Origin of the sequence: Avibacterium sp. 20-126, from assembly GCF_044358625.1 — a bacterium.
GTDB lineage: Bacteria > Pseudomonadota > Gammaproteobacteria > Enterobacterales > Pasteurellaceae > Avibacterium.
Window position 1 is genome coordinate 1,803,519 of record NZ_CP091457.1, and the last position, 25,023, is coordinate 1,828,541.

Here is a 25,023-nt window from a genome sequence, read left to right on the forward strand (position 1 = left end):
TCGCTATTGTTCCTTGATGTGATTTATCTCTTATCATAAAAGAATTTTTTGCTTTTGCAATAACCGTTTTATTTCTTCCCGACAACCTTGCAACCATTGTTTTTTACCGGTTAAAGGCAACATTTTCATTTCACAATAATGCGCTAACAATGGCATATTTTGTGGGCTAACTTGTGCAAGTAAACACTGAATAGCTGGTACTGTGCTGGCAAGATTTCGCTGATAATAAGCAAAATAATATAATGCTTTCTTATCTGCTTCTGTTAATTTCTTATCCTGTTCTACACTTATAAATTGCGCTGCTAAAGGGTGAAAAGATAGCCCAATATTACGCTGAAATGCTAGCACCAATTCGTTACAAAACTGTTTTCCTGCCACACTCTTTCCTTTTAGTGCTATTGCGGTATAACAACCACTACTCGCCTCTTTATGCTCGCCTAAATAAACCAGCTCAAAACCACATTTTTGCCAAAAATAAGCTAATTCTGCTGAATAACCAAAACTTACAGAAAGAAAATCACTCTCACTATGCGCTATCACTTGTGCAATTAATCTCGTACCGATCCCTTGATGTTGCCATTTTGGTTGTACCGCAATGCGTGAAATGCGGGTAGAAGTCAGTTTACAGGCGGCTTCATTCAAACTAGCTTGACACAATATTTGCGCCACTAAATTCCCTTTTGGACGACGAACACCTTGCATTATCCCTTCAAGCACTGCCCTATCTTGTATTCCGCCTTCCTGCAATAACCAAACCGCCCCCAACAAATCGTCCTTTGCTTTCGCCAATAAAAATTGCTGATCTTTACCATCAAGTAAACGGCGTAAATCAGTGGGAGAGGTTTTGTAATGCGCAAGAGTAAGCAAGCCATAGAGCGCTTGATATTGTGTTTGTTGGAAAAGGCTTGAACTGTGATGCCAATAAAACTGTAACGCTGAATTTGGTTGGAAATTTGGCTGTACTAAGTTGTTTTCTGCTTCTAATAAAAGAAGATCAGCAATAAAAGGCTCAATAAGATCATCTTCACGCCAGCGTAACGGCGTGTTTAGCTCAAAATGTTGCAAAGTGCGGTGATTTTTTTGCATAAATTTAAGCAAAAAACCACGTCCCGTTCCTTCATAGCTTTGGATTGTCGTCGTGCATAAAATCGCGTGAAAATGAGAGGCTAGCTGCATTAATAACGGCAGAGGGATCATTGCGGCTTCATCAATGATCAGCCAATATTGGGTAAATTTATCCGGATTTTGTTGCACTTGCTGAGCGAGATCATCTGGGGCAATAAAAGGCAAATCTTTCTGGGCAAAATCTTGTAAAATTTGCACCGCACTTTTATTCGGTGCGGTGAGAATAACTTTGTCTAAATGAGTAGCAAATAATCCCGCCAATGCCGATTTTCCTCGTCCACGTTTGGCGGTGATGACATTGATCTCTTTTGGTTGATCCAATAACCGCTGCAAAATATGTTGTTGATCTTGGGTGGCTGAATAAACAGGTTCTAGCACTTCGCTCACTGGCTTATAGGGTTCTGGTAAAAATAACGCGTTATTGTGCTGCTGGTAAACAGGAAAGCCATACTCTCGCACTTTTTGTTGCATAAATTGCACAAAATTTGGCGTGGGAATGCCTTGTGGAACCCCGCTCCAACGTTGGCTATCTAAATCAATTTGGGAGGCTAAATGTTGCCAATGATGACACAATATATAAAGCCGTCCTCCTGCTTGTAGAGTGCCAGCGGCAATCGCAAGCGTATCCAAATTTAGGCTTTGTCTAGCATCATAAATAATCAGCGAATGTTCACGTCCAAGCTGATTTTTCGCTTTACTAAAAGGAATTAACTTAATCTTTTCAATGGCGAAAAGTGCGCTAGAATTTTCATCGAAAAAAAGCACCGCACTTTGCGTTTCAAAGCATTCTAAATAAGAGAATAAAGGAGAAAGTTGTGCCTGTAACCACTCATTTTCTCCAACCAAGAAACAAAGCTGACGGGGTTGCAAGGCTAGTCTTTGTCCATTAAATAAGGATCGGAAAAGCCCAATTCTTGCATTATTTCCGTTTCAAGGCTTTCCATTTCTTCTGCCTCATCATCTTCAATATGATCATAACCAAGTAAATGCAAACAACCGTGAACCACCATATGCGCCCAGTGAGCCATTAAAGGTTTGTCCTGTTCTTTGGCTTCACGTTCCACCACTTGACGGCAAATCACTAAATCGCCGAGCAATGGCAATTCCACTTCTTCAGGACATTCAAAAGGAAAAGAAAGCACGTTAGTGGGATAATCTTTGCCACGATAAGTAGCGTTTAACGTTTGGCTTTCGGCTTCGTCCACCACACGAATGGTGATCTCTGGTTGTAGGTTTTCTGCTTGTACTGCCGCCGTCGCCCATTGTTGAAATTGCTGTTCTGTCGGCAAATTTTCTAGCTCTTGTGAGGCAATTTGTAAATCAACGATCACATCTTTCATTCTGTTTCTTCTCGTTCTAAAGCTTGTTGTTTGGATTGTTCTTGCTGACGCTGTAAGGTGCGTTCTTGGCGGCGAATTTCTTCTTGTTCGTCCCATTTATCATACGCCTGTACCACTTTAGCGACCACTGGATGACGCACAATGTCTTTACTATCAAAATAATTAAAGCTCAATTCTGGCACATTTTCTAGCACTTCAATGGCGTGGCGTAAGCCTGATTTTTGGCTACGCGGCAAATCAATTTGTGTAATATCGCCCGTAATCACCGCTTTAGAATTAAACCCAATACGGGTTAAAAACATTTTCATTTGCTCTGTTGTGGTGTTTTGGCTTTCGTCTAAAATAATAAAACTATCATTTAACGTACGTCCACGCATATAGGCAAGCGGTGCAATTTCAATGACATTGCGCTCCATTAACTTTTGTACTTTTTCAAAGCCTAACATCTCAAACAAGGCATCATAAAGCGGTCGTAAATATGGCTCAATTTTTTGCCCTAAATCGCCGGGTAAAAAACCCAATTTTTCCCCTGCTTCCACCGCAGGACGAGTAAGCAAAATACGGCGAACTTCTTGTCGTTCTAAGGCTTCTACCGCCGCTGCGACAGCTAAGAATGTTTTTCCGGTTCCAGCAGGCCCAATCCCAAAGCTAATGTCGTAACGTAAAATATTATGCAAATACTGAATTTGATTTGCGCCACGCGGTTTAATCAAACCACGTTTTGTTTTAATGGTGGTTTGATACACTTTTGGCACCGCATTCTGCTCTGCTAGCTCCGTATCTTCTTGTAATAATATTCGATTTTCCTGAATAGCTAAATGCACATCAGACAAATCAATTTCTTTCACCACACCACGTACTGGAGCAGTTTCCAAATACAAGGCTTGGATCAATGTCGCTACTTTATCTAATAATTTAGCGTGGTGAGATTTAAGGTGAGAATCTTTCGATTTTAGCGTAAAAGTAAAATTACGCCGTGCAATATCTAAGAAAAATTCTTTTTCAATTAACTGGATATTTTCATCAAATGTCCCACACAGTGCCTGTAAACGGGCATTATCTTGCGGTTCAAGGGTAAAAGTTTCACTTATTTCGTTTATTGGATTGGACAAATTGTGTTCCTTTCTATTTTTGTTTTTCAGGTTACAGCCAACATCATTTGATTGTTGGTAGAAATATTATCACGTTTTAAATACAGGCTCTAATGCTCTTTGAGAAATTCTCGCTTTATAGAAATGCGAGAGATCTCTCATTTTTAATCAAAAATAAAGACGATTCTGTGAAGAGCGTCACGAAGTAAAATGATCTTGATTTACTTCATTGCGGAGTGAAAATATCATCTGGTTTGAGCTATTTTCTCTTCCATTCAAAATAAGGATGCCCTATGAAAAAAACAACATTGGCAGCTTTAATCTCTTCGTGCTTTATCAGCCAATATGCCATGGCGAGTAGCGAAGGAATCTTAGATTTCAAATCCAATACTGAACTTTTCAAACCGCTTAATATCACGGAAACCTTTGCTAAAAATGACGTATTCAATTTAGAAAATGGTTCATTAACTTTTGGTTTTAAAACTAATGGTGGTGATAATGTTTATTCTCTCTTAGGCGCCTCAACATTAGGCGGGCCTGCAAACCACTACATTAATTTCTATATGTTAAGGAAACAGGGTACGGATACCTTTGGCTTGGAGTTAAGAAATAATAACCACTATCTAATTCAAAATGCTTTACTTGCTGCCAATGTCAATAATCAAAATAAAGATTATCAAACGATTACTTACACTTTTGATAAAACAAATAATCAAATTAAAATTTATGTCAATGGTGAATTAAAGCAAACACACAATAATTCTAAATTTTTCAAAGATATTGAAAATTTAAATATTGCTTATTTAGGGAAAACCCCAAGAAGTACTGGTAATGAAATGCAGTTTAGTGGAAACATTTATTCTGCTGGAGTGACCGAACACGTCTTGTCAGAAGAAAAAATTAAAGCGTTACACCAAGAATTAGCAGATACTTATCACCGAAACGAAATTGAAAATGTGGATAAATATCGTGCTTCAGGCGCAATGCTAACGGAAAAAAACGCTCTCTTTCAACCCAATCAAGATGACGCAAGAAACTATCGTATTCCCTCTTTACTCACCACACAAAATGGCGTTGTGATTGCAGCAATTGATAAACGTTGGCAACATTCTGCGGACTGGGGAAATATTGATACCGCAATCCGCCGCAGTTTTGATGGTGGTTTAACTTGGCAAAAAAGCCAAACCGTGATTGATCTTGCTAGTCAATCTTATGGTGATCAAAATTCCGCATTCTTAATCGATCCTCTTATGGTGCAAGATAAACGCAATGGACGTGTCTTTATGATTGTAGATATGTTTCCTGAAACACGCGGTTTCTTTGGGATCAAAAATCAAAATGCAGAAGGCTCAGGTTATAAAAATATTAATGGGAAATATTATCAATTATTAACTGATGAATATAATAATCGTTATACCATTCGTGAAAACGGTATTGTTTATAATGATAAAAATAAACCAACTGATTATCGTGTAGTAATTAATGGCAATCCTGAACTTGCATTTAAAGATCTTGGTGATTTATATCAAGGTAATACACGCTTAGGCAATATTTATTTACAGACTAAAAATCCAGATAATGACAGCGCACCACTTAAATCAACCATCACCAGCAATTTATGGCTAACTTATAGTGATAATGATGGTGAAACTTGGTCTAATCCTGTCAATATTAATGCTCAAGTAAAAGCGGATTGGATGCGTTTTATGGGAACAGGTCCAGGAACAGGAATTCAACTGAAAGATGGTTCTTTAGTAATGCCTGTTTACTATACGAATAATAACAATAAACAAGCGGCTGCTGTCATCATCAGTAAAGACGGCGGAAAAACTTGGGAACGTGGCGAATCACCAATTGATAGCCGATTTGCAGCACAAGGCGGATCCCGTCTTCTTGACGGTACTTACGGTTATGAAATTACCGAATCCCAAGTGATTGAGTTAGACAACGGACAATTAAAACTCTTTTCCCGTGTCACACCACATAATCGTGTTCATATTTCCACTAGCTATGACGGTGGTTACACTTGGGAAAAAGAGGCTATTTTAGACGATGTGCTATTAGAACCTTATTGTCAACTTTCAGTGATTAAATATTCCAAACGAATTAATGGCAAAGAACATATCCTTTTTGCCAACCCACACTCAAACAAACGCACCAATGGTAAAGTCTGGCTCGGTGAAGTGCAAGAAGATGGCTCTATCGAATGGAAATATACCACCACGATTACACCAAACAATTATGCTTATAGCAGCTTAACGGAATTACCAAACGGAGATATTGGATTACTCTATGAAGGTGCAGAAGGTAAAATCGAATTTGTGCGTTTAAATATTCAAGAACTTGTATGGCAAAATAATATCCTACACCGAGATAAACGAAATACGCCATTTGAATATGATCGTAATAGCACGGTGGCGGAAACGTTCTATAAAATTGGTGATGGAGAAATAATTAAAATTGGTGAAGGAATTAATCCGGCTAAAATCATTGTTAATGAAGGCACCTTAGGTTTAAAACAGCAGGAAAAAGATGGTAAAGTTCAAGCCTATTCTGAAATCATTGTAAATCCTGAAGGTACAGTCAAATTATATGGAGAAAACCAAATTAAATCCGAAAGCCTCAGCTTGAATAAAGGCACATTTGACTTAAATGGAAATAATTTCACCATCACAAATGGCGATGATAACGGGCTGCAAGCTAGAACAATTAACGGTAATATTATAAACAGCAATACAAGCAAAACCAGCACACTCAACTATTTACAATCAGGAATAAGAAAAATTAAGGGTGAAATACTCGGTGATGAGCAGGGTAAATTAAATTTTTCTTATAAACCGACCGCACTTAATAATAACCAGCTGACCTTAGAAACGAATTCGACATTAAATGAACTTAACATCAATCAAGGTAAAATAATTTATGCCTCAAACACGTCACATTTAACGCATAATGCAAATTTAGCAAATAATGCAACATTAAGCATAAAAGATAATGTGATTGCTCGTTTTAATACAATTACACTTGATGACACAAGCCAAATTAATGCCGACATTAACACCAACCAAACAAGCCATTTATTTGCTGATACACAAGGCACAGGTACACTCAGTAAAAATGGAGATGGGACATTATATTTAATTGGACAACTCAATCACACAGGAAAAACTTTTTTAAATCAAGGGGTAACTATTTTAGAGGGAGAATTAAATCATTCTCCATTATATATCCAAGAAAATGCGAGTTTAATGGGAAATGGCGTAATTCATTCACATACGTATTGGAAAACCAATGCCCACATTATGCCAAATAATACCCCACAATTAAATCACACGACAAACGGAGATAAATCCACCAATACTGATTTCCAACCTAAAACACTCTCCTTTGCAGATGTAAACAATGAAGGCGCGGTTATTACGTTAAATGTAGACAACGTTTCCGAAGATATGACAAAATGGCGCTCTGATCAGGTTCTGATTAATGGTGATTTAACTACCACACAAGCAATTCCGGTGAACATTAACTTACACAATAGCCATATTGGTCGCTCAGATACCAATGAAAATAATCGTTATGATGCGAATGAGGGGATCTCGCTAATTCAAGTAAAAGGAGAAAGCAATCGTATTGATGCCTTCAACTTGGCTAAAGTGGTTCACAATGATGAAAGCCATATTCATCGCTATACCTTAGTCAGCATTGAAAAAGGCGCGACTACCGCAAGTGAAAATCGCTTTGGCACAAATAATAATGATTTCTACGATTATCGATTGCAAACCTTATTAGTTAATGAAAAAGGCGAAACACTATCACCAATCATAAAAGCATATCAAAAACCACCAAAAGGGGAAATAACTAAACCTGATAACACCACAACACCTACTTTGCCAACGGCAAGTACTAATACGGCAGTAACACCGTCTGCAAATCAAAATGAGGAATTAACAAGAAGAACAGCAACCTATCGCGCTGCACTAAATAGTCAAGTCCCTGCCTATTTGATAACTAATTTAGCTTTGCTAGAGCATAGTTATATGCAGACTCAAACCTTTACACAAAACATTACGCAAGACACAAAAAACTTCTATGTTTTACAGCAACATCGTAAAGCTTCTTATGATAGCAATCTTGGCTTTACTGATTATGGATATGGATACAAATCCACTACGAACAGCACGTTATTTGGGGGAAAACTTGATCTCAATGATAAACACCATCTTCACTTAGGGCTTGCGTTGAGTAAATTCTCAATCGAACCAAAAACCACAAAAATTGAAGGAAGCAGCTCTGCAAAATACAAGTCTGTCGGCTTATTGTTCACATTAGAAAATAAACTTACTGAGCAAAGCTATATTAATCTCAGTGGAAACTATCAATATGTACGAGGTAAAATTTCGACTTCACAACATAAAGATTTAGCTAAAGTGAGAGGTCATTCCTGGGGAATTGGAACAGAAATGGGTTATCATTTCTTATTAAATGAAATCCGTTTAACGCCAATTATGGCTTTACAATACCAACGTAGTAAAGCCAAGATTGAAGATCATACTTTCAGTTGGAATATTAATAATGATCGACAAGCTATTTTCACTCAACAAATCGGTGGTGAAATTGCGTGGAAATTATTAAAGTTCCGTGCGATGTATGAACACAATGCAGGAAATACCCCAACTTTAACCCTCAATGATGGAACAACCCAGCAATATAAAACGGGTAAATTAGGTAACGCATTATTATTCTCTGCCAGTGCAGGTTATGATATTACGCAAAATCTAAATATCAGCGCACAAATTAGCCATAGAACATCGCTTTCTGATTATGGGCTAAAACAAACTTATTTTGCGGGTAAATTAACCTATCGTTTCTAATAGACTAACCTCTGAAGTGAGAGAAAGGTTATCATTTCTCTCACTTTTTTATTCCCCCATCCGTTTCCCTAATACTCGTTCTACCTCAACTAAATCTGTTATTCCTTCTTTTACTTTCTCCACTCCACTTTCCCGTAAGGATGCATAATCCGTTTGATAGGAACGTTCCCCGTTATGAAAGTGCGGTTGTAAAAATTGGTAAATGCCACTACGCCCTTTATAGCCTTGATAGCAATCGCAATCTTTAGTCAAATGATGACATTTCTTTCGTACCAATCGCTGTGCAATAACGAGCAATAGACTATTGTCAATTTCGTGCTGTTGGATACCAAGTTGCAACAAACGAGAGATCGCTGAATGTGCATCATTCGTATGCAATGTAGAAAGCACTAAATGCCCTGTTTGTGCGGCACGTAAAGCAATTGAAGCACTTTCTGCATCACGAATTTCACCAAGCATAATGATATCGGGGTCTTGCCTTAAAAAAGTGCGTAATAGGCGATTAAAGTCAAGCCCAATTTGGGGATTAATTTGTGTTTGGATAATACCCGGTAGCTCGATTTCAATGGGATCTTCTGCGGTAAGAATATGTTTTTCTGACTGATTTAACCACTCAAGTGCGGTATAAAGGGTGATACTTTTTCCGCTTCCTGTTGGTCCTGTAACCAAAATCAAACCTTGGGGTTGAGAAAGTGCTTGCTGCAAGGTGCGTTGCTGTGTTGTATTCATTCCAAGTTGTGAAAAGGCAAGGCTGACGGGTTTATTTTTTTGTAAACGCAGCACGGCTTTTTCCCCATACTGCGTTGGTAAGGTAGAAAGGCGAAAATCGAGTATATCGGAAAACGTCGTTTTAAAATGAAAACGTCCATCTTGTGGCAACCTTGTTTCGCTAATATCAAGCCGAGCAAGCAACTTTAAACGCGAAATCAAACGATGACTAATTTGTGTGGATAATGGCGTTTGACATTGCAATACGCCGTCAATACGAAAGCGAATTTGCAACTGTTCACGTTGTGGCTCTAAATGAATATCTGAGGCATTCAGCTGCAAAGCATTTTCAAAAATCCGATCTAAGAGCTGAATAACGGGTTCATCGGTTTTTTCTTGCGAATCTTCCGCTTTAATCTGCTCCATAGAGTGATAAAAATCAGGTACTGCAGGCTCTTCCGCCACATTTGGTGCAAGGCTTTGTAAAAGTGATTTTAAATCTTGGGCTTGTAATAATACCGGTTCAACCACTTTTCCTGTTAAAAAAGAAAAGGTTTCACAAGCAGAAAGATTATTCAAATCATCAATACCTAACCAAAGGGTTTGTGCATTTTCCTGCAATGGCACAGCAAAATAACGAATTAATAAGGCTTTTTGCTGTTGATTTTGCTGCCATAAGTGCGGTGCAATTTCAAAATATTTTCCATCAACCGCACACACTGTTATTTGTGGCTGTAACGCATATTCCGCCATTATTTAGCCCCATCAGTTACAAAATCCTGCGGGAAAAAGTTCCGCCGATTTGGCACATTTCACCGCCCAAGTTATTCCTTTGGCTGCATCACCGCTCGCGGTTAAAGAATAGCTTATCCCAGCTAAGTTTTCTCTGCCTGTAACGGTGATTTTACCTTTCTGTACATCAATCGACGCGACTTTGCCTTTATTCGTTAATTTTTTCTGAATCCCATTCGTTCCAGCATTACATTTGGTGGTTGATCCTGTGTTATACACACAAAGTTCCACTTCAGAACGGTAAGGGCTTGCAGCTTGAATCAGTTCTGAAATTGCCGCTTTTTTCGTGTAATTTTGGTAGGCTGGCACGGCGATTGTTGCCAAAATTGCCACAATGGCGATTACAATCATTAATTCAATTAACGTAAACCCTTCTTGCCGCTTCAAACGCGTAGAAAATCTATTCATAAGTTGTCCTTGTTGATTTCTCTTAAGATTAATTTTCGATAAAATACGAGCAATCAATAACCCGCGTGAATAAGTGTGGCTCAAATTAAACATAAAGCCAAAAAGCACCGCACTTTTTCTCGATCACGATCGCAAAAAATCTATGAAATCAACATATTCTATTAATCAATCAGGCTGGTTGGCCAACCAAAAACATTGTCCTTCTCCCCATTATGATTTACGTCCCGATCCACAAGATATTTCCTTGCTCGTCATTCATTACATCAGCTTGCCCCCCGAGCAGTTTGGTGGAAATTACATTGATGCGTTTTTCCAAGGGCGTTTAGATCCTGCTATTCATCCCTATTTTGACGAAATTAAAGATCTTCGCGTTTCAGCGCATTGCTTAATTAATCGTGAGGGTAAAATAACGCAATATGTCAGTTTCAATGATCGTGCTTGGCACGCTGGTGTCTCTTGCTTTCAAAGACGTGAAAAATGTAACGATTTCGCCATTGGCATTGAATTAGAAGGGAGTAACAATCAGCCGTTCACCGAACAGCAATATGCCACGCTGACAAAACTCACACGAAGCATAATGCAACACTATCCCAAAATAGGAAAAGATCGCATTGTGGGGCATAGCGATATTTCCCCCGGAAGAAAAATCGATCCGGGTCAATATTTTGATTGGGAAAAATATTTAACTTGCCTATAACATAAGTGCGGTGGAAATTTTTCGATTTTTCCACCGCACTGTATTCTACTTTAACAATATATTGCCTAATGAGAATGCCCTAAATACCGTCCAACCATTACCGCTTTTATTATCCCCCCACCACTGCGTAAAATGAACACACTTAAAATGGCACTGGCAACAATATCTAACCACTGAATTTGCCATAACCACGCGCTCACCCCTGTAATAATAGCGATGACAGAGCCAAATAAATCTGCCAAGACGTGTAAATAAGCCGCACGAATATTTAAGTTTTCTTGATCGCTTTTCAGCATTAACCACGCCACAATGATATTCACCAACAATCCCATAACTGCCACACCTAGCATTGGTAACGCATTTATAAATAAGGGATTTTTCCAGCGCACAATAGCTTCAAGTAAAATCCAAATCGCCACCACCATTAAAGAAATTCCATTAAATAGGGCGAAATATTTTTGTGTTTTATGGGGGAAAAATAATGCGATAAAAGCCAGTAATAAGGAAAGGCTATCATTTGCCATATGGCCTGCATCCGCCATTAACGTTAGGCTATTAAAATAATAGCCGCCCAAAAATTCAATCACCATATAAGCGGTGATAATAACAAAGCTAAAGGCTAAAATGCGCTGGTTTTGCCAGCTCTGCTCGTGGTGGTGGTGCATAAATGTTCCTAGAGAAAATTTGCCATAGTATAAAGTTTAACGGGTGGTTAAGGTCAAGTTTTATGAAAAAAACGAGAGAAAAGCACCGCACTTTTGTCTTTGATTAATTAATAACCACTCTTTTTATCCTGTGTAATTCATAATATAACAACGCTTCTTTTTTTGTCTATCCTTTTGATTTTAAATGATTTTATTATTCTGAGCCAATACAGACACACCAAGTTTACTATTTAATTCCCACCTATTCTGCATAAAACCACAATTTTATCCACAAAAATACTGAATAACTCACAGCTTGAGAGAAGAAATGGGGTTAAAATCCTGATAAAAATACAGTGTGATTTTTTTATAGGCGAGAATTGGAACAAAATAATGCGATCTCGGATCTCAACTTTAGATCTTAATAAGATGCAATGATCTTCTTTAACTTATTTTGAAATAAGGATTTTGTTATCTTTATACACAAATAATTTGATATTACTCCCGCACTTTTCACAAGGTTATACACAGTCTTGTGGTTTTTATTCAATTTATTAACAGATGATAACGATTTCATATTTGTAAAATTCTCATAGAAAAGCGGCTTAATGCTTGTTTTCGGTTGTTAAAACCTTAAGTTTGTGAAACAATTCACCAATTCAGAATTTAAAATAGTTAAAATGAAGGTAAACGATAGTGATCGATTTCGATGGCTACCGTCCGAATGTGGGAATTGTCATTTGCAATCGTAAAGGTCAGGTTTTGTGGGCGAAACGCTATGGGCAAAACTCGTGGCAGTTTCCACAAGGCGGTATAAATGATAATGAAACGCCTGAACAAGCAATGTATCGTGAGCTTTTTGAAGAAGTGGGTTTAACCCGTAAAGATGTTAAATTGCTTTATGTATCAAAACAATGGCTTCGCTATAAACTTCCTAAACGCTTATTACGCTACGACAGCAAGCCAATGTGCATTGGGCAAAAACAGCGTTGGTTCTTATTACAATTAGTCTCGGACGAAAAAGATATTAATATGCAAACCACCAAATCGCCAGAATTTGATGGTTGGCGTTGGGTGAATTTTTGGTATCCAGTGCGTCAGGTTGTTCCTTTTAAAAAAGAAGTGTACCGCAAAGCGATGAAAGAATTTGCGGGGGTATTGTTTAATCCGAAAAATCAGCCAAATGCGGCGTCTCAAGAGCAGAAAACTTCGCTCACACATTCTGCAACTAATACACCGAACAAACATTCTGGCAAAAAATATTCATCAGGCAAATATTATAAGCGTTCATTTCATCGAACAAGGGGAGCATAATGCTGAGTTTTTTTCTTATTTGTTTAATTGTCGGCTGTGTGGTCGGCTTTTTAGCAGGCTTATTTGGCATTGGAGGCGGACTGATTATTGTCCCGGTATTGGTTTATTTATTGCCAATGGTTGATGTGCCTAGTGAACTTTTGATGTCCACAGCATTAGGTACTTCTTTCGCCACGATTGTGGTAACTGGATTTTCTTCCGCCCAACGCCATCAAAAACTCGGCAATATTGTATGGAATGCGGTAAAAGTGCTAGCGCCTGTGATTATGATAACCACGTTCATTTCGGGGCTTTTTGTAGGTCATTTAGATAAAAGCATTTCGAGCAAATTATTCGCCTGTTTGGTGGTGTATCTTGCATTAAAAATGTTGCTTTCCATTAAACCAAAAGAAGTGAAAAAAACATTAACCACGACTTCTTCTGTCATTGGCGGTATCTTGATTGGCATTGCCTCTAGCATTGCAGGCATTGGCGGTGGTGGCTTTATTGTGCCATTCCTTAATGCGCGTGGGATCGAGATGAAAAAAGCCATTGGTTCATCTGCATTCTGTGGAATGCTGCTGGGTCTATCTGGAATGCTAAGTTTTATCGTGGGTGGCTGGGGACAACCTAATATGCCAAGCTATTCATTAGGTTATGTGTATTTACCCGCTGTCGTAGCGATTACTGCAACATCATTTTTTACCTCTAAATTAGGGGCAAGTACCACGGATAAATTGCCTGTAAAAACCCTAAAACGTTATTTTGCTGTATTATTGATTGTGATTGCTATCAATATGATTATGAAATAAAAGGAAATATATGAATTCTAGTTTTATCCCTTTTCCTCACTTTGATCCTGTGATTTTTCAGTTAGGTCCTGTTGCCTTGCGTTGGTACGGATTAATGTATTTAATCGGTTTTGTCTTCGCTCGTTGGCTTGCCGTTCGCCGAGCAAATCGCCCAAATAGTGGCTGGACAACAGAACAAGTGGACAACCTCTTATTTAACGGCTTTCTTGGTGTATTCCTAGGTGGGCGTATCGGTTATGTGCTGTTCTATCAATTTGATTATTTCTTACAAGATCCGATGTATTTAATTCGTGTCTGGGAAGGGGGAATGTCTTTCCACGGCGGATTAATTGGTGTGATTTTAGCTATGCTCATCACCGCCAAATTACAACACCGTGGCTTTTGGGCAACGGCAGATTTTGTTGCACCGCTTATTCCTTTTGGTTTAGGAATGGGGCGAATTGGTAACTTTATCAATGATGAACTTTGGGGACGTGTAACAGACGTACCTTGGGCAGTACTATTCCCCTCTGGCGGTTATTTACCTCGCCACCCTTCGCAACTTTATGAAGCCGTGTTAGAGGGTCTCGTGCTATTTGTCATTCTTAATCTGTTTATCAAAAAATCTCGCCCTACGGGATCAGTGGCAGGACTATTTTTAGTCGGTTATGGCACATTCCGTTTCATTATTGAATATTTTCGTGAACCTGATGCACAGCTTGGCTTATTCTTCCAACAGCACATTTCAATGGGGCAAATTCTCTCATTGCCAATGATTTTGCTGGGGGCATTGATTATGCTGATCGCTTATAAAAGTGCGGTGAAAAAATAGGGGAAATTTATAATGCGTCAATATTTAGATTTATGCCAAAACATTATTGATAACGGCACTTGGGTAGAAAATGAACGGACAGGAAAACGTTGTTTAACCCTAATTAATGCAGATCTCACTTATAATGTTGCGGACAATGAATTTCCTTTAATCACTACCCGAAAAAGTTACTGGAAAGCCGCAATTGCAGAATTTTTAGGCTACATTCGTGGCTATGACAACGCCGCTGATTTCCGTAAGCTTGGCACTAAAACGTGGGATGCCAATGCAAATGAAAATCAAGCGTGGTTGAATAACCCACACCGTAAAGGCACTGATGATATGGGGCGCGTTTATGGTGTGCAAGGACGTGCTTGGCGTAAACCGAATGGTGAAACCCTCGACCAATTGCGTAAAGTGGTGAATGATTTAACCAAAGGGCTAGACGATCGTGGCGAAATCATCACTTTTTACAACCCCGGAGAAATTGAGCTAGGCTGTTTGCGTCCTTGTATGCACACCCACACCTTTTCTTTACTTGGCGATACCCTTTATTTAACCAGCTATCAACGTTCTTGCGATGTACCATTAGGGTTAAATTTCAACCAAATTCAAGTGTTTACTTTCTTGGCATTAATGGCTCAAATTACTGGGAAAAAAGCAGGAATGGCGTATCATAAAATCGTCAATGCACATATTTATGAAGATCAGCTTGAGCTAATGCAAAATGTACAACTCAAACGAGAGCCATTGCCTCTACCAAAATTAGAAATTAATCCTGACATCAAAACCCTTGAAGATCTCGAAACTTGGGTAACAATGGAGGATTTCAAGGTTATTGGCTATGAATCTCACCCTGCGATTAAATATCCTTTCTCGGTGTAAGCATAAAAAATAACAAAATGAAAAACTTCCACAAAAAGCACCGCACTTTATATTACCAATCAGCCAATTTATGGCTGATTTTTCACACGAATTACACATTGAGGGAATAAAAGTGCGGTCAGATTTTGATGAAAAAATGATGCGTTACGCCCTAAGCCTTGCTGATAAAGCAGAAGCCTTAGGGGAAATTCCTGTGGGTGCGGTGTTAGTTGATGATGAAGGAAATATTGTGGCAGAAGGCTGGAATCTATCTATTCTTCAGCACGATCCCACCGCCCACGCAGAAATTGTCGCACTCCGCCAAGCAGGACAAGTGCAACAAAACTACCGCTTACTCAATACCACCCTGTACGTTACCCTGGAGCCTTGCACAATGTGTGCAGGCGCAATTTTACATAGCCGAATTAAGCGTTTAGTATTCGGTGCTTATGATCTAAAAACAGGGGCGGTAGGTTCGCGTTTTCACTTTTTTGATGATTATAAAATGAATCACAATCTTGAAATTACTGGCGGTGTACTGCAAGAAGAATGTAGCCAAAAACTTAGCGAATTTTTCCGCAAAAGGCGCGAACAGAAAAAGCAGCAAAAGCTGACGCAAAAAATTCCCCTCAAATTTAGAGCAAAAAAATAGGCGATACACTCGCCTATTTTTATGAGACTTATTGCATTTGATTGATTACGCAGCCACCATCACCATTGCAGGACGAATCACTCTACCATTCAGCAAATAGCCTTTTTGCAATACAGTGGTGATTTGATTACTTTCAAAACCTTCTGCCGGTTGCATTGAAATGGCTTGGTGTAAATCGGGATTAAAGGTTTCTCCCACTGTCCCTACCGCTTCTACGCCAAAACGTGCTACTGTTGCCAACAATCCTTTTAAGGTTAATTCCACACCGTCTAATACGCCTTTTAAGCTCTCGTCTTCCGTGCTAACTGGGGTTGCCAAAGCTCGCTCAAGATTATCAATGGTTTCAAGCAAATCTTTGGCAAATTTTTCTAAAGCAAATTTATGTGCTTTTTCCACATCTTGCTCGGCACGACGGCGAATATTATCAATTTCTGCACGGCTACGTAATAGAATATCTTGCTCTTTCTTCGCCGTTTCAACAAGTTGCTCTTCAAGTTCTTGAACACGGGCTATGGCTTCTTCTAACGCATCACCTTCAAGATTTTCAGCATTTTCTTGTTGTTGCGCTGTTTCTTGCACATTCTCCGCCTGTTCTACTTGTTCTTGTTTTACTTCTGTTTTTTCCACTTGTTGTTCTTGTTCTGACATCGTTTTCTCCATCTGTTCAAAAATTTGCGTTATTGTAACAAAAAACGTAAAAATTGACAGTTGCTAAACTTGGCTAGCCACTGACATAGTTTATGTGTAATATAGCCATAAATTTCTTGAATTCAAGTGCGGTCTGTTTTCCGCATAAAAATAAATATGATGTCCACAACCCATTTAATCGACAACAAAAGTTTGCATAATTCCTTCCATACCATCGGATTGGTGGGGCGTCCGCGCAATGATGTAAATTTGCAAATGCACAAAAATTTATTTCAATGGCTTTTAGAAAAAGGCTATCAAGTACTTGTGGAAAAAAGTGTGGGCGAGCGTTTAGGCCTACCTATTCAACATCTTGCAGAATTAGATGAGATTGGTACACAGGCGCAATTAGCCATTGTTATCGGTGGTGATGGCAATATGCTTGGACGAGCAAGAATCTTAGCTAAATATGATATTGCTTTAATTGGTATTAACCGGGGTAATTTAGGCTTTCTGACGGATATTGATCCGAAAAATGCCTATGCTCAACTTGAGGCTTGCTTAGATCGTGGTGAATTTTTTGTGGAAGAACGCTTTTTATTAGAAACCGCCATTGAACGAGACGGACAAATTATTGCCACCAGCAATGCAGTAAATGAAGCGGTGATTCACCCTGCCAAAATTGCTCATATGATCGATTTCCACGTTTATATTGATGATAAATTGGCCTTTTCACAGCGTTCTGATGGCTTAATTATTTCTACACCGACAGGCTCAACGGCCTATTCACTTTCCGCTGGTGGCCCAATTCTTACCCCGCAACTTAATGCAATCGCGCTGGTACCAATGTTTCCGCACACCCTTTCTTCTCGCCCTTTGGTCATTGATGGCGAAAGCAAAATCTCTATTCGTTTTGCAGACTACAACACCCCGCAATTAGAAGCGGGTTGCGATAGTCAAGTCGCGCTGCCGTTCACCCCTGATGACGTCGTACATATTTATAAAAGCAAACATAAACTGCGTTTACTTCACTTAAAAAGTTATAATTATTACAATGTGTTAAGCACAAAATTGGGCTGGTTGAGAAATTCCGCGTAAAAAATTTGCATAAACCCCTTTACTGTATATAAAATCAGTTATAAACTGATATATATACAGTTAAACAGGAGTGTATTATGCTTACTCAACTTACGATTAATAATTTTGCGATTGTTCATCACCTTGATATTGAATTTGCGCAGGGAATGTCTGTGATTACTGGTGAAACGGGTGCAGGTAAATCTATTGCCATTGATGCCCTTAGCGTATGCTTAGGACAACGTACAGAAAGCGCGATGTTACGTGAAGGGCAAAACCGTGCAGATATTTGTGCCACATTCCAGATTGAACCAAACAGCCCCGCTGATGAATGGCTTAAAATTCAAGAATTGCAAGATGAAGATAATCCAGAAAACTGTATTTTACGTCGAGTAATCAACGCTGATGGACGTTCCAAAGGCTTTATTAATAGCATTCCTGTCTCTGCTAGCCAACTCAAAGAACTAGGGCAATATTTAATTCAAGTCAATGGGCAACATTCCTCACAACGTTTGCTAAAAAATGACTATCAGCTCACCTTATTAGATGACTATTGCGCGCATACTGATCTGCTTGCCAAGGTACAAAAGCAATATCGTCAATGGAAAGCGTTGCAACAACAAGTCGCGAATTTCAAACAAAAATGTGCCGAAAATGAGGCAAAAAAACAACTGCTACAATATCAAGTTGAAGAGCTTGATGAATTTAATTTACAAGAAAATGAATTTAGTGAACTAGAGGAAGAATATAACCGACTTGCTAACAGCGAAGAACTCACCGCACTTTATCAATCTGTCTTAAATTTATTAAGTGAGAATGATGAACTGAATGTAGATAGCTTGCTCTATCGTGCGGTACAAAATTTAGAAGAACTACACAGCCTTGATCCGCACTACAATGATGCACTCACAATGTTACAAGAAGCGTTGATCCAAGTACAGGAAGCAAGCTCTGAGATCCAACATTTATCCTGCAACATTGACCCCGATCCGTATCGTTTACAGGAAGTGGAAAGCCGAATGAGCCAAGCACTACAACTTGCACGTAAACACAATGTAAAAGCGGAAGAATTGGTTGCATTACATCAATCTTTAAGACAAGAACTCCATCAGCTTGTAGATTTTGCTGACAGCGAAGATGCACTGATTGAACAAGAAAAAGTGGCTTATGCACAGTTGTTAGAAAATGCACAGACCTTGAGTGCAAGCCGCCAAAAAGGGGCTGAAAAACTCTCAGCACAAGTGACTAAAGGCATTAAACAACTGGCAATGGAAAATGCCGAATTCTCTATTAGTGTGGTACAAGCGGAAAATAAACTGACCGCTCACGGAATGGATCAGGTGCAATTTATTCTACAAGCAAACCTCGGACAATCCGCTCAGCCATTGGCAAAAGTGGCATCAGGTGGTGAGCTTTCACGTATCGCCTTAGTGTTACAAGTGCTGACCTCTGATAAATCCGCGATTTCAACCCTCATTTTTGATGAAATTGATGTGGGAATCAGTGGTGCAACCGCAAGCGTAGTGGGAAAATTATTACGCAAATTAGGCAAAAAATGCCAAGTGATTTGCGTTACCCACTTACCACAAGTCGCCTGTTGTGGGCATCAACATTTTTCTGTCGAAAAACAAATCATTGATGGAAAAACGGAAACAAAAATGACCGCACTTTCCCAGCAACAACGTGTGAAAGCCTTAGCCAAATTACTTGGCTCAACCAAAGTCACTGAAAGTGCCTTAGCAAACGCAGAAGAAATGCTCCGTTTAATTGCCTAAATTTCTCTAAAACCTTTCGCGTTCCGCGAAAGGTTATTGCAAGCTATTTTTGAAATGATGACGTAAAAAATCTGCTTCTTTTACTTTTTCTAGGCACTGTTTATGAGGTTTCTGGCTCTATCTAAGTAATCGGGTTACTCGAGCTAGGCAAATAGGGAAAAATTGCTGACAACGCTCACCTAGATGATTTTTAGTAGATAGGGTTATCATTTAAAAAATAAAAAGAACCTTCGCGATTTAGCTAAGGTTCTTTAGCTCATTTGAAAATACTTAATCAAAACATTAGTCAATTTCTTCGTTTTTTTCCACCGCACTTTTAATTGTAAGTCTGACTTCGGCAGAAATCATCTGCGCAAGAATTTCACTGAGTTCATCAAGCAAGGAGGCATTCACTTGATTGTTGTCATCAAAATAACCATATTGTTTTAGATTTCCAACAAACGCAGAAAACACGGCTTTATCAAAAAACTCTGGAGCATTAATGCCGTGCAGCACAGATAAACGTTGTGCCACAGATTGGCTTTCTTTTTCTAATGTGGCTCGAGAAATCGTTGGATCATTTTGTAGAATGCTTACCGTAATGTAATAACGCTGCAAAATTTCTCTCACGCCCGATGACCAAAGCTGTAACATTCTGACTTGAGGTTTGTGGATCGCAAGCAAATTCTCATTGCATTGAATAATATTTTGCCGTTGCAATTCCTGAATAATATTTTCGACATAATCTTTTAATTCACCATCGCTGAAATGTAAAAATAATTCACCACGCAAGAACGGATAAATTTTTTCAACCGCCTCAAGGACAAGATCTTTTTGCATTGCACCATAGTGCAACACAATGCTCGCCACCAGAGAAGGCAAGGCGAATAAATGCTGAATATTGTTGCGATAATAAGTCATCAACACCGCTGAATTACGCTCTAAACGAATGATCTCGCCAAAATTATCTTTTTCAACCAAGACGCCCACACGATCTAAATTTAAAACGTGATTGAGCATTTCTTCTGGTGTTTCGCTTGGCACAATGACATCATCAGAATAAGGCACATTCTGTAAAAATTGTTGATAACTTGCTAACTGCTCTAATAACTGTTTCCGCGTTAATGCACGCTGACGAGATGATAGCAATGCAGTTCCTGTTAAATTCATCGCATTGACTGCGGCGGCATTATTAATATTCACCATAACTTGGTTTGACACCGCATCAACGGCTTTATTAAACCATTGTGAACGCTCATCGTCTAAATGCAATTCTTTCCACTCTGGAAAATGTTGGTTCAAATAACTGCTTAATACGATTGGCTCACCAAAATTCACATAGCCTTTACCTAAATTACGCAATTTTTTAATGACGCGTAACACAAGCCCTGCATTTTCTTTCTCTTTTGCCGCACCACGCAATTCTTTGGCATACGTATCCACTTCCAAAACGTGTTCGTAGCCCACATAAACAGGCACGACAGAAATAGGACGTGTTTGGCGTTGTTGTAATGCTTGCAAGGTCATCGACATCATCCCCGTTTTAGGGGCAAGTAAACGTCCGGTGCGCGAACGCCCCCCTTCAATAAAATATTCAACCGAATAACCACGATGGAATAATTCTGCTAAATACTCACGGAAAATCGTTGAATAGAGGCGATTGCCCTTGAAGGTTCGGCGAATAAAAAATGCCCCTCCTCGGCGGAACATTGCGCCCACCGGCCAGAAATTTAAGTTAATTCCCGCTGCAATATGTGGTGTAACCAAGCCCTGATGATATAACACATAAGAAAGTAACAAATAGTCAATATGACTACGGTGGCAAGGCACATAAACAATTTCGTGGCCTTCAAGTGCCAGCTTGCGTACCCGATCCGCGTGTTGCACATCAATCCCTTGGTAAAGTTTATTCCATAGCCAACGTAAGAAACGATCTGCTACACGTAACCCTTCATAGCTCACATTTGCAGCAATTTCATCTAAAATTTTATACGCCTCTTTTTGTGCTTTTTCAATGGGCATTTTCTTACTTTTTGCTTCATCTTCAATAGCTTTGAGAATCGCTGGAGATTGCAGCAATTTATTAAACATCGCTTGGCGATTTGGCAAACGTGGTCCTGTTGCAGAAATACGTTGTTTAGAAAAATGAATTTTAGCAACGCGCGCTAATTTCGCCGCAATTTTTTCATCTGAACCGTGTTCATTCACCATATAACGTAGAGAAACCGCTTGTGAAAAACGCACAAACGTATCACGCCCAAACCAAATTGCCGCTGCAAATTTTTGAAGACCATTTAATAAGCGTAAATTTGGCAACCCTGATTTATTTTCGTGTCCCGGTGAACGTCCCCATAATACCGAAACAGGAATAAGCTGCACATCAAGATCCAAAAAAGTGCGGTGTAATTCTAGGTATTTATTAAAAATTGTGATGGTTTCCTTTTTTGCCCCTTTAGATTTAAAAATGCGACGCCCTTCATCTAAAAACACAAAACGGGGTAACGAAATACCGCCAATTTCATTTTTCTCGAAAGGATCAGGCAAGCCAACATTTAAGCAATTTTTGCGGAAAATCACTAAATCCGTTTGCGAGGTGTAAGGCAGCACATACACAATAGGTTGCTGCACATTTAAAGCTAATTCTTCAATAGGATGATGAGGAATCGGATTATTTTTAACTAATACAGAAAGGGGGAATTCTAATAATTTTCTATATAAATTAAGCATACTTGCCATATAAATTCCGTAATTTATTTATCCAGATAAAAAGTTACGCCATCTTACCACAAATTTTTGGCATTTTTTTTCAATTTAGCCTGATATAAATTAATTAAAGCGAAAATTTCGCACAGATCTAACAAAAATCAAACAAATATCACAAAGAAAACAAAAGAAGATTGCAACAATTCTCTTTCTGTATATAATACCAGTAAATATGGATATAAAAACAGGGGAGATATATGACAATGATGAAAGCCCTCACAGCCCGTCAGCAAGAAGTTTATGACCTATTAAAACGGCATTTGGAAACCACCGGAATGCCGCCCACCCGTGCGGAAATTTCTCGTGAATTGGGGTTTCGCTCACCGAATGCGGCGGAAGAGCATCTAAAAGCCCTTGCAAGAAAAGGGGTAATTGAAATTATTCCCGGTGCATCGCGTGGTATTCGATTACTGCTTGAAGAAAATGCGGAAGAAGAGCCTGAAGGCTTACCACTCATCGGACGCGTAGCCGCTGGCGAACCGATTTTAGCCGAACAACATATTGAAGGCACTTATAAAGTTGATGCCAATATATTCAAACCGCAAGCGGATTTCTTACTAAAAGTGTATGGTCAATCAATGAAAGATATCGGTATTTTAGACGGCGATCTCCTCGCGGTACATAGCACCAAAGATGTGCGAAATGGGCAAGTGATCGTCGCAAGAATTGAAGATGAAGTTACTGTAAAACGCCTTGAACGCAAAGGCTCAATGGTTTATCTTCACGCCGAAAATGAAGAATTTGACCCAATTGTTGTCGATCTCACACAAACCGAAAGTTTTGAGATTGAAGGTATTGCCGTGGGGATTATTCGTAATAATGCATGGATGTAACTTATTGACGTTCTAGCCATTAAACATTAAAAAAATTACACCGCACTTTGATTTACCCATCTCGGTTCACGATAGCGTTCACTGCATAAGTTATCTTGAAGCTTTACGGTTAATCTCTGTTACGCTTTTAAAAAGTGCGGTTGTTTTTTTCTAAATTTGTTTGGGATAATTCACCATTTTCATCCACATTAAAAAATTTACCGTTTGCGCCTAATATTTCCTCATAAAATAACCTCATTTTCCCTTGTGCTTTTTTATTAATCCTGTATAATCGCACGCCTTACAGCTACATCATCATTTTCGTTCCTTGCTTCCGCAAGATTGGTAGCTGGTCTTACAGTCGGAGGCTGATTAACCCGTAAGGAGCAGTAATGCGTCACTACGAAATCGTGTTTATGGTTCATCCGGACCAAAGCGAACAAGTACCAGCGATGATTGAGCGCTATACCAATTCTATTAAAGAAGCGGGCGGTCAAATCCATCGTTTAGAAGATTGGGGTCGCCGTCAATTAGCTTACCCAATTAACAAATTACACAAAGCACATTATGTGCTAATGAATGTAGAAGCGCCTCAAGAAGTCATCGACGAGCTAGAAACAGCATTCCGTTACAACGACGCAGTTCTTCGTAACGCAATTATTCGTACTAAGCACGCCGTAACAGAAGCGTCCCCAATGGTTAAAGCACGCGAAGAGCGTAAACCTTTAGCTGAAGTTGAAAACAACGATTTTGAGGATGCTGAAGAGTAATTCAAAGATTGATAATCGCTTCTCATTAATTGGGCGAGTTACTGACTTTCCCAAGCGAAGCAAAAGCCCTAACGGCATTGAACATTGTCGCTTTTATTTAGAACATCGTTCAGAGCAACAAGAAGCGGGTTTGCCCCGTCAAGCGTGGTGTAAAATCGCCGTTCAAGTTAGTGGCAATCAATTAATTGCAAAAACTCAAAGCATTACGGTCGGCAGTAATTTATTGATAGCGGGGTTTATCACCTCACACAAATCTGCAAATGGTTTAAGTCAATTAGTATTACACGCCGAGCAAATCGAATTTATAGATTAGGAGACTAGCCAAATGGCACGTTATTTCCGTCGTCGTAAGTTCTGCCGCTTTACAGCGGAAAACGTTCAAGAAATCGATTACAAAGATATCGCAACGTTAAAGAACTATATTTCAGAGAGCGGCAAAATTGTTCCAAGCCGTATTACCGGTACTCGTGCGAAGTATCAACGTCAATTAGCTCGTGCAATCAAACGCGCGCGTTTCTTAGCGTTACTTCCATACACTGATAATCAGTAATTAAGGAGAATACGGTAATGCAAGTAATTCTTTTAGATAAAGTTGTTCACCTCGGTAACGTTGGTGATCAAGTAAACGTTAAATCTGGTTATGCACGTAACTTCTTAATCCCACAAGGGAAAGCGGTTATGGCAACCAAAGCTAACGTTGAATATTTTGAAGCACGTCGTGCAGAATTAGAAGAAAAAGCAGCGAAAGCACTTGTGGCAGCAATGGATCGCGCAGAGCGTCTTGAAGCCCTTGAGTCTGTAACCATCGCAAGTAAAGCGGGTGATGAAGGCCGTCTATTTGGTTCTATCGGTACTCGTGATATTGCTGATGCTATCACAGCTCGTGGTGTTGAAGTTGCGAAAAGTGAAGTTCGTTTACCAAACGGATTAATCCGTACTACAGGTGAACACGAAGTACGCTTCCAACTTCACGGTGAAGTATTCGCAAACTTACGTCTTATCGTAGTTGCTGAATAATCACAGCTTTTTATAAGATAAAAAACCCAGCACGCGCTGGGTTTTTGTTTGTAAGCGTATTTTCCCCTTGCTGTTTTACAAATAATAACGATAAAAAGCACTTTGCCTAAAATATC

22 protein-coding genes are annotated in these 25,023 nt (G+C 39.2%); 14 read left to right on the forward strand and 8 right to left on the reverse strand.

The window, feature by feature from the left end; translation table 11 throughout:
* Positions 1 to 33 precede the first annotated feature (33 nt).
* The 3 genes from L4F91_RS08465 to L4F91_RS08475 are packed head-to-tail and all read right to left on the reverse strand — an operon-like array spanning position 34 to position 3,565.
* The gene (locus L4F91_RS08465; protein WP_395895944.1) at positions 34 to 1,995 is read right to left on the reverse strand and encodes a GNAT family N-acetyltransferase; all 1,962 of its coding nucleotides are present in this window, start codon (positions 1,993 to 1,995) and stop codon (positions 34 to 36) included.
* 2 nt (positions 1,996 to 1,997) lie between these two features.
* Positions 1,998 to 2,465 (reverse strand): rRNA maturation RNase YbeY, encoded by a 468-nt coding sequence (gene ybeY, locus L4F91_RS08470; protein WP_250363483.1) that lies wholly within the window; start codon positions 2,463 to 2,465, stop codon positions 1,998 to 2,000.
* Positions 2,462 to 3,565, reverse strand: coding sequence for a PhoH family protein (locus L4F91_RS08475; protein WP_395897862.1), 1,104 nt, complete (start codon positions 3,563 to 3,565; stop codon positions 2,462 to 2,464). Before L4F91_RS08475 ends, ybeY begins: the two co-directional genes overlap by 4 nt.
* 284 nt (positions 3,566 to 3,849) lie before the next feature.
* Between L4F91_RS08475 and L4F91_RS08480 the strand changes: the two genes are divergently transcribed.
* Entirely contained in the window at positions 3,850 to 8,427 is a 4,578-nt protein-coding gene (locus tag L4F91_RS08480) for an exo-alpha-sialidase (protein ID WP_395895946.1), read from the forward strand.
* 48 nt (positions 8,428 to 8,475) lie between these two features.
* Here L4F91_RS08480 and L4F91_RS08485 read toward each other — a convergent pair whose 3' ends face one another.
* Both L4F91_RS08485 and ppdD read right to left on the reverse strand, forming a co-directional pair.
* Positions 8,476 to 9,888: a GspE/PulE family protein gene (locus tag L4F91_RS08485; protein ID WP_395895948.1), complete on the reverse strand. Its 1,413-nt coding sequence runs from the start codon at positions 9,886 to 9,888 to the stop codon at positions 8,476 to 8,478.
* Positions 9,889 to 9,900: 12 nt separating this feature from the next.
* A complete protein-coding gene (gene ppdD / locus L4F91_RS08490) occupies positions 9,901 to 10,335 on the reverse strand; it encodes a prepilin peptidase-dependent pilin (RefSeq protein WP_326938215.1) in 435 nt (144 codons plus the stop codon).
* 142 nt (positions 10,336 to 10,477) lie between these two features.
* On the opposite strand from ppdD, the gene ampD reads away from it, so the two are divergent.
* Entirely contained in the window at positions 10,478 to 11,032 is a 555-nt protein-coding gene (gene ampD, locus L4F91_RS08495) for a 1,6-anhydro-N-acetylmuramyl-L-alanine amidase AmpD (protein ID WP_395895950.1), read from the forward strand.
* Positions 11,033 to 11,097: 65 nt separating this feature from the next.
* Here the strand turns inward: ampD and L4F91_RS08500 are convergent, their stop codons facing one another.
* Positions 11,098 to 11,697 carry a cation diffusion facilitator family transporter gene (locus tag L4F91_RS08500; RefSeq protein ID WP_395895952.1) on the reverse strand — a complete coding sequence of 200 codons (600 nt, stop codon included), beginning with the start codon at positions 11,695 to 11,697 and terminating at the stop codon, positions 11,098 to 11,100.
* Between the two features lie 675 nt (positions 11,698 to 12,372).
* On the opposite strand from L4F91_RS08500, the gene rppH reads away from it, so the two are divergent.
* From rppH to tadA, 5 genes are all read left to right on the forward strand, one after another.
* Positions 12,373 to 12,990, forward strand: a complete 618-nt coding sequence (gene rppH, locus L4F91_RS08505; protein ID WP_395895954.1) for an RNA pyrophosphohydrolase — start codon at positions 12,373 to 12,375, stop codon at positions 12,988 to 12,990.
* Positions 12,990 to 13,781 (forward strand): sulfite exporter TauE/SafE family protein, encoded by a 792-nt coding sequence (locus L4F91_RS08510; protein ID WP_395895956.1) that lies wholly within the window; start codon positions 12,990 to 12,992, stop codon positions 13,779 to 13,781. The genes rppH and L4F91_RS08510 overlap by 1 nt, the downstream gene beginning before the upstream one ends.
* 10 nt (positions 13,782 to 13,791) lie before the next feature.
* Entirely contained in the window at positions 13,792 to 14,592 is an 801-nt protein-coding gene (gene lgt / locus L4F91_RS08515) for a prolipoprotein diacylglyceryl transferase (protein ID WP_395895958.1), read from the forward strand.
* A gap of 12 nt (positions 14,593 to 14,604) precedes the next feature.
* Positions 14,605 to 15,456, forward strand: a complete 852-nt coding sequence (locus L4F91_RS08520) for a thymidylate synthase (protein ID WP_250349616.1) — start codon at positions 14,605 to 14,607, stop codon at positions 15,454 to 15,456.
* A 97-nt stretch (positions 15,457 to 15,553) separates the two neighbouring features.
* Positions 15,554 to 16,087 carry a tRNA adenosine(34) deaminase TadA gene (tadA, locus tag L4F91_RS08525; RefSeq protein ID WP_395897864.1) on the forward strand — a complete coding sequence of 178 codons (534 nt, stop codon included), beginning with the start codon at positions 15,554 to 15,556 and terminating at the stop codon, positions 16,085 to 16,087.
* A 45-nt stretch (positions 16,088 to 16,132) separates the two neighbouring features.
* Here tadA and grpE read toward each other — a convergent pair whose 3' ends face one another.
* A complete protein-coding gene (gene grpE, locus L4F91_RS08530; protein ID WP_250349615.1) occupies positions 16,133 to 16,735 on the reverse strand; it encodes a nucleotide exchange factor GrpE in 603 nt (200 codons plus the stop codon).
* 159 nt (positions 16,736 to 16,894) lie between these two features.
* Here grpE and L4F91_RS08535 point away from each other — a divergent pair, with 159 nt between their 5' ends.
* Complete coding sequence (locus L4F91_RS08535) at positions 16,895 to 17,812, forward strand: NAD(+) kinase (RefSeq protein ID WP_395897866.1); 918 nt, start codon at positions 16,895 to 16,897, stop codon at positions 17,810 to 17,812.
* A gap of 77 nt (positions 17,813 to 17,889) precedes the next feature.
* On the forward strand, positions 17,890 to 19,566 hold the full coding sequence (recN, locus tag L4F91_RS08540; protein WP_395895960.1) for a DNA repair protein RecN: 1,677 nt from the start codon (positions 17,890 to 17,892) through the stop codon (positions 19,564 to 19,566).
* A gap of 282 nt (positions 19,567 to 19,848) precedes the next feature.
* Here the strand turns inward: recN and plsB are convergent, their stop codons facing one another.
* The gene (gene plsB, locus L4F91_RS08545; RefSeq protein ID WP_395895962.1) at positions 19,849 to 22,281 is read right to left on the reverse strand and encodes a glycerol-3-phosphate 1-O-acyltransferase PlsB; all 2,433 of its coding nucleotides are present in this window, start codon (positions 22,279 to 22,281) and stop codon (positions 19,849 to 19,851) included.
* 224 nt (positions 22,282 to 22,505) lie between these two features.
* Here plsB and lexA point away from each other — a divergent pair, with 224 nt between their 5' ends.
* The 5 genes from lexA (at position 22,506) to rplI (ending at position 24,907) form a co-directional block, all read left to right on the forward strand.
* Positions 22,506 to 23,141 carry a transcriptional repressor LexA gene (lexA, locus tag L4F91_RS08550; RefSeq protein WP_395895964.1) on the forward strand — a complete coding sequence of 212 codons (636 nt, stop codon included), beginning with the start codon at positions 22,506 to 22,508 and terminating at the stop codon, positions 23,139 to 23,141.
* 371 nt (positions 23,142 to 23,512) lie between these two features.
* The gene (gene rpsF, locus L4F91_RS08555) at positions 23,513 to 23,890 is read left to right on the forward strand and encodes a 30S ribosomal protein S6 (RefSeq protein ID WP_035687243.1); all 378 of its coding nucleotides are present in this window, start codon (positions 23,513 to 23,515) and stop codon (positions 23,888 to 23,890) included.
* Positions 23,877 to 24,203 (forward strand): primosomal replication protein N, encoded by a 327-nt coding sequence (gene priB / locus L4F91_RS08560; protein WP_194751811.1) that lies wholly within the window; start codon positions 23,877 to 23,879, stop codon positions 24,201 to 24,203. The genes rpsF and priB overlap by 14 nt, the downstream gene beginning before the upstream one ends.
* 12 nt (positions 24,204 to 24,215) lie before the next feature.
* A complete protein-coding gene (gene rpsR / locus L4F91_RS08565) occupies positions 24,216 to 24,440 on the forward strand; it encodes a 30S ribosomal protein S18 (protein ID WP_035687245.1) in 225 nt (74 codons plus the stop codon).
* 17 nt (positions 24,441 to 24,457) lie between these two features.
* Entirely contained in the window at positions 24,458 to 24,907 is a 450-nt protein-coding gene (gene rplI, locus L4F91_RS08570) for a 50S ribosomal protein L9 (RefSeq protein ID WP_126371816.1), read from the forward strand.
* Positions 24,908 to 25,023: the final 116 nt, after the last annotated feature.

Coding starts and splice junctions, on each gene's coding strand:
- ybeY (WP_250363483.1), bottom strand. CDS start 2,465: ATGAAAGATGTGATCGTTGATTTACAAATTGCCTCACAAGAGCTAGAA.
- L4F91_RS08480 (WP_395895946.1), top strand. CDS start 3,850: ATGAAAAAAACAACATTGGCAGCTTTAATCTCTTCGTGCTTTATCAGC.
- L4F91_RS08485 (WP_395895948.1), bottom strand. CDS start 9,888: ATGGCGGAATATGCGTTACAGCCACAAATAACAGTGTGTGCGGTTGAT.
- ppdD (WP_326938215.1), bottom strand. CDS start 10,335: ATGAATAGATTTTCTACGCGTTTGAAGCGGCAAGAAGGGTTTACGTTA.
- ampD (WP_395895950.1), top strand. CDS start 10,478: ATGAAATCAACATATTCTATTAATCAATCAGGCTGGTTGGCCAACCAA.
- L4F91_RS08500 (WP_395895952.1), bottom strand. CDS start 11,697: ATGCACCACCACCACGAGCAGAGCTGGCAAAACCAGCGCATTTTAGCC.
- L4F91_RS08510 (WP_395895956.1), top strand. CDS start 12,990: ATGCTGAGTTTTTTTCTTATTTGTTTAATTGTCGGCTGTGTGGTCGGC.
- lgt (WP_395895958.1), top strand. CDS start 13,792: ATGAATTCTAGTTTTATCCCTTTTCCTCACTTTGATCCTGTGATTTTT.
- L4F91_RS08520 (WP_250349616.1), top strand. CDS start 14,605: ATGCGTCAATATTTAGATTTATGCCAAAACATTATTGATAACGGCACT.
- grpE (WP_250349615.1), bottom strand. CDS start 16,735: ATGTCAGAACAAGAACAACAAGTGGAAAAAACAGAAGTAAAACAAGAA.
- L4F91_RS08535 (WP_395897866.1), top strand. CDS start 16,895: ATGTCCACAACCCATTTAATCGACAACAAAAGTTTGCATAATTCCTTC.
- recN (WP_395895960.1), top strand. CDS start 17,890: ATGCTTACTCAACTTACGATTAATAATTTTGCGATTGTTCATCACCTT.
- plsB (WP_395895962.1), bottom strand. CDS start 22,281: ATGGCAAGTATGCTTAATTTATATAGAAAATTATTAGAATTCCCCCTT.
- lexA (WP_395895964.1), top strand. CDS start 22,506: ATGACAATGATGAAAGCCCTCACAGCCCGTCAGCAAGAAGTTTATGAC.
- rpsF (WP_035687243.1), top strand. CDS start 23,513: ATGCGTCACTACGAAATCGTGTTTATGGTTCATCCGGACCAAAGCGAA.
- priB (WP_194751811.1), top strand. CDS start 23,877: ATGCTGAAGAGTAATTCAAAGATTGATAATCGCTTCTCATTAATTGGG.
- rpsR (WP_035687245.1), top strand. CDS start 24,216: ATGGCACGTTATTTCCGTCGTCGTAAGTTCTGCCGCTTTACAGCGGAA.
- rplI (WP_126371816.1), top strand. CDS start 24,458: ATGCAAGTAATTCTTTTAGATAAAGTTGTTCACCTCGGTAACGTTGGT.